We start from the raw sequence: 4311 nt of genomic DNA, 5'->3' as shown, positions 1-4311 counted from the left end.
TCATCAACTGCGCACGCGGCGGCCTCATCGTCGAGGCTGACCTCAAGGCAGCGATTGAAAGCGGCCAGGTGGCGGGTGCGGCGCTCGACGTGTTCGAGGAAGAACCCGCGAAGGAAAATCCGCTTTTCGGCATGGAGCAGGTTATCTGCACGCCGCATCTCGGTGCCTCCACCAATGAAGCGCAGGAGAATGTGGCGCTGCAGGTTGCCGAGCAGATGGCGGATTATCTGCTGACGGGCGCGATCACCAATTCGATCAACGTGCCCTCCGTGTCGGCGGAAGAAGCGCCGAAGCTCACGCCCTTCCTCACGCTTGCCCAGCAGCTTGGTTCTTTTGCGGGTCAGCTCACCGAGACGGGCATTTCCGCTGTTACCATCGAATATGCGGGTGACGTTGCGAATATGAATACGCGTGTGCTGACAAATGCCGCGCTGACGGGCCTTCTCAAGCCGCAGCTTGCTGACGTCAATATGGTCTCAGCGCCTGTCATCGCCAAGGAACGTGACATCAAGGTGTCAGAGGTTCGCCGCGAACAGCAGGGCGCTTACGAAACCTATATCCGCCTCATCGTGAAGACGGAGCGTCAGGAGCGTTCGGTTGCCGGTACGGTTTTCTCCGGCGGTCTGCCGCGCGTCATCCAGATCAAGGGCGTGAACATGGAAGGTACGCTTGGCCGCCACATGCTCTATGTCACGAACAAGGACAAGCCGGGCTTCATCGGCGCGCTTGGTACGATACTCGGCAAGGCGGGCATCAATATCGCCAACTTCAACCTTGGTCGTGAAGAGGCCGGTGGCGACGCCATCTGTCTCGTCGAGGTTGACGGGGATGTGCCTGCGGAAACGCTTGCCGAAATTCAGGCGCTGCCGCATGTCGTGCAGGTGAAGGCGCTGACTTTCTGATCCTTCCAGAAATCAAAACTCCCTGGATGGCGGGCATAGTGCCCGCCATCTCCATTTTGGCGCGGTAATCCTTTCTTAACCACGAGGCCGCGAGACTTTCCCCGGGTGTGCTGATAATTGCCGGGGGGCAAAATGATGAACGGGGAGCATGGGTTTCTGGACCCAAGGCTGGCTTATCTTTTCGACTATTGGCGGAAAAAAAGAGGGGATCGGCCTGCGGCGTCGCGAACCGACCTGATGCCGTCGGAAATCAAACCCTTCTTGCCAATCATGAATCTGGTCGATGTCCAACGTGATCCGCTGCAGTTCCGGCACAGGCTGGTCGGCACGGAAATTGTGGAAGCGGTCGGCCGGGATGTGACGGGCCGTTTGATCAGCCCGCAGCTCTATGGCGATGACTATGAGGAAATTCTGGAAGGGCTTCGCATCGTGGCGGAGGAGGTCCGTCCCTTTCACCGCCTGAAGCGGCCGAGATGGGTTTCGCGCGACTGGCTCTCGCTTGAGTCGATCGAACTTCCGCTCATCGACAGTTCGGGTGAGGTGAACATGATCCTGCGCGCGATGAGCCTTTTCGCCGATCCGCAATCAGCCTCGCGCGAGCGTTACCTCGCATGGGAACTGGCGGCCTGACGGTCAGATGAAGCGCGTGCTGATCGGCGTGCCGCGCTTCAGCGTCTTTGTCACCGGCGTCTTTTCGATGATGTCGCGAATGCGGTCCATCTGTTCTTCGCTCAGCTTCTCGCTGAAGGAGATGGTTCGCTCGATCGTCTCACTGCCTTCCTTGTCGCGCTGGAAGGTGAGGTCTGCCGTGATGGTGCCAAGCTGCCAGCCCTTGCGATCAGCATACATACGCAGCGTCGCCGAAGAGCAGGCCGCCAGAGAGGCAAGCAGCAGCTCATAGGGGGCCGGGCCTTTATCCGTGCCGTGATTGTTCAGCGGTTCGTCGGCGGTCATGCGGTGCTGGCGCGCTTCCATTTCCTGAAAGACGCCTTCGTGACTCACGAGATGGACATGCGTTGCCATGGCTCAGGCCTCCGGTAGCGGGGTGAGTTCGGTTTCATCAGGCACGGGCTTGAAGCGGCCTTGCGCCCAGTCTTCCTTTGCTTGCTCGATGCGCTCGCGGCTCGATGAAACGAAGTTCCACCAGATGTAGCGCTTGCCTTCGAGCGTTGCGCCGCCAAGCAGCATCATGCGTGCGGGCGATATTGCCTTGATGGTGATGCGGTCGCCGGGGCGGAAGACGAGAAGCTGCGGTGCCTCGAATGTCTCGCCCGCAATCTCGATCGCGCCGCTGACAATATAGATCGCGCGTTCCTCGTAATCGGGATCAAGCGGGGCCGATTTTCCGGCATCGAGTATCAGGTCCACATAGAACCAGTCCGAAAGCGTTGTCACCGGAGATCGCTTGCCGAAAGCATCGCCAGCAATCACGCGGGCGGTGAGGCCGTGATCTGTCACCACGGGCAGATTTTCGGCGGCATAATGCTGGAAGGTGGGGGCCGTCTCTTCGAGCGCTCTGGGCAGCGCGACCCAGCTTTGCATGCCGCCGACACGCTGGCCGCTCTTGCGGGGCAGATCGGGCGTGCGTTCGGAATGGGCGATGCCGCGCCCCGCCGTCATCAGGTTCATTGCGCCCGGCAAAATCTCCTGTACATGGCCCTCGCTGTCGCGATGCATGATCGTACCGTCAAAGAGATAGGTCACGGTCGCAAGGCCGATATGGGGATGAGGCGCCACATCCATGCCCGTACCCGGTGCCATCTGGGCCGGGCCCATCTGGTCGAGGAAAATGAAGGGGCCGACCATGCGGCGCCTCGCCTGGGGCAGGGCGCGGCGAACCTCGAAGTTTCCGACATCCCGTGCGCGCGGCACGATGACGAGTGCCAGCGCCTCACAGGATTTGCGGTCGCCTGGTTCCGGGTCGAGGTCTGGCCGCCAGCTCATGGGGGTGTCCTTCGGGTGGGGGCGGAACGATCCACAGGATATCTGCCGCGGCCGCCAAAGTCCCTTCCCTTGGGCGCGCTGATCGGATAGACAATGCCAAAGCCCCCGGCCGAAAGGCCAAGGGGGCTTTCAGCTTGTCTGGGCTCCGCTTTGTGGCGGGGATCAGGTCGGGATTAACACCCTAAGGCATTGAATCAAATGACAAATGTTGCGGTAGTCGGCTCCCAGTGGGGGGACGAGGGCAAGGGCAAGATTGTGGATTGGCTGTCGGAGCGCGCCGATGTGGTGGTGCGATTCCAGGGCGGTCACAATGCGGGCCATACGCTTGTCATTGACGGGGTGACCTACAAGCTGTCGCTGCTGCCTTCCGGCATTGTGCGTCCCGGCAAGCTCTCCATTCTCGGTAATGGCGTGGTGCTTGATCCCTGGGCCTTTGCGAAGGAAGTGGACGAGATTGCCTCCAAGGGCGTGAAGGTCACACCGGAGAACCTCAAGATCGCCGAAAATGCGGTTCTGATCCTGCCGGTTCACCGGGAACTCGACGAGATGCGTGAAGGCTCGAACTCCGGCGTGAAGATCGGCACGACGAAGCGTGGCATCGGCCCGGCCTATGAAGACAAGGCGGGGCGGCGGGCTATCCGTGTGATGGATCTTGCAGATTCCTCCACGCTGGCGGTGAAGGTTGAAGGGCTGCTCGCGCACCACAATGCGCTGCGCCGTGGCAATGGACTGCCGGAGTTTGAAGCGGCCCCCATCGTGGAAGCGCTGCTCGAAATTGCGCCGCGTATCCTGCCTTTCGCCGCGCCGGTCTGGCGTGTGCTTGATGAGGCGAAGCGGCGGGGTGAGCGCATCCTGTTTGAAGGCGCGCAGGGCACCATGCTCGATGTTGATCACGGCACCTATCCCTTCGTCACCTCGTCTAACACGGTGGCGGGGCAGGCTGCCGGTGGTTCGGGTGTTGGTCCGGGTGCCATTGGCTATGTTCTCGGCATCACGAAAGCCTATACGACGCGTGTGGGCGAGGGGCCGTTCCCGACGGAATTGCAGGATGAAACCGGCCAGCGCCTTGGCGAACGTGGCCATGAGTTCGGCACGGTCACAGGCCGCAAGCGCCGCTGCGGCTGGTTTGACGCGGTGATGGTGCGTCAGGCGATCAAGACGGGCGGCATCACGGGCGTTGCGCTCACAAAGCTTGATGTGCTTGACGGCTTCGACGAGATCAAGGTCTGTGTGGCTTACGATCTTGATGGCAAGCGGCTCGATCATTTCCCGGCGGGCAAGGAAGCGCAGGCGCGTGTGAAGCCGATCTATGAAACGCTGGAAGGGTGGCATGACAGCACGCAGGGCGCGCGTTCCTGGGCGCAACTTCCGGCAGCGGCCGTGAAATATGTGCGCTATGTGGAAGAGCTGATCGAAGCGCCGGTGGCGCTGCTCTCCACCTCTCCTGACCGTGAGGATACGGTCC

At 61.1% G+C, this 4311-nt stretch carries 5 protein-coding genes; 3 read left to right on the top strand and 2 right to left on the bottom strand.

Annotation, left to right across the window (positions count from 1 at the left end; all coding sequences use genetic code 11):
• Both WBF74_RS10025 and WBF74_RS10020 read left to right on the top strand, forming a co-directional pair.
• The coding region (locus WBF74_RS10025; RefSeq protein ID WP_424438995.1) for an NAD(P)-dependent oxidoreductase at positions 1-902 on the top strand (902 nt) is incomplete at its 5' end.
• A 132-nt stretch (positions 903-1034) separates the two neighbouring features.
• Positions 1035-1532 carry a PAS domain-containing protein gene (locus WBF74_RS10020; protein WP_424438992.1) on the top strand — a complete coding sequence of 166 codons (498 nt, stop codon included), beginning with the start codon at positions 1035-1037 and terminating at the stop codon, positions 1530-1532.
• A 3-nt stretch (positions 1533-1535) separates the two neighbouring features.
• On the opposite strand, the gene WBF74_RS10015 is transcribed toward WBF74_RS10020, so the two are convergent.
• Together WBF74_RS10015 and WBF74_RS10010 are read right to left on the bottom strand one after the other, a co-directional pair.
• Entirely contained in the window at positions 1536-1925 is a 390-nt protein-coding gene (locus WBF74_RS10015) for an OsmC family protein (protein WP_424438989.1), read from the bottom strand.
• Positions 1926-1928: 3 nt separating this feature from the next.
• Entirely contained in the window at positions 1929-2846 is a 918-nt protein-coding gene (locus WBF74_RS10010) for a pirin family protein (protein WP_424438986.1), read from the bottom strand.
• Positions 2847-3044: 198 nt separating this feature from the next.
• Here WBF74_RS10010 and WBF74_RS10005 point away from each other — a divergent pair.
• The coding region (locus tag WBF74_RS10005; RefSeq protein ID WP_424438983.1) for an adenylosuccinate synthase at positions 3045-4311 on the top strand (1267 nt) is incomplete at its 3' end.

This window comes from Parvibaculum sp. (genome assembly GCF_049672805.1).
GTDB lineage: Bacteria > Pseudomonadota > Alphaproteobacteria > Parvibaculales > Parvibaculaceae > Parvibaculum.
The sequence above is the reverse complement of the archived record's forward strand: the minus strand, read 5'-3'. Positions and strand labels throughout refer to the sequence as shown.

Excerpts from the sequence above, each read along its gene's own strand:
- WBF74_RS10020 (WP_424438992.1), top strand. The coding sequence starts at position 1,035 with ATGATGAACGGGGAGCATGGGTTTCTGGACCCAAGGCTGGCTTATCTT.
- WBF74_RS10010 (WP_424438986.1), bottom strand. The coding sequence starts at position 2,846 with ATGAGCTGGCGGCCAGACCTCGACCCGGAACCAGGCGACCGCAAATCC.
- WBF74_RS10015 (WP_424438989.1), bottom strand. The coding sequence starts at position 1,925 with ATGGCAACGCATGTCCATCTCGTGAGTCACGAAGGCGTCTTTCAGGAA.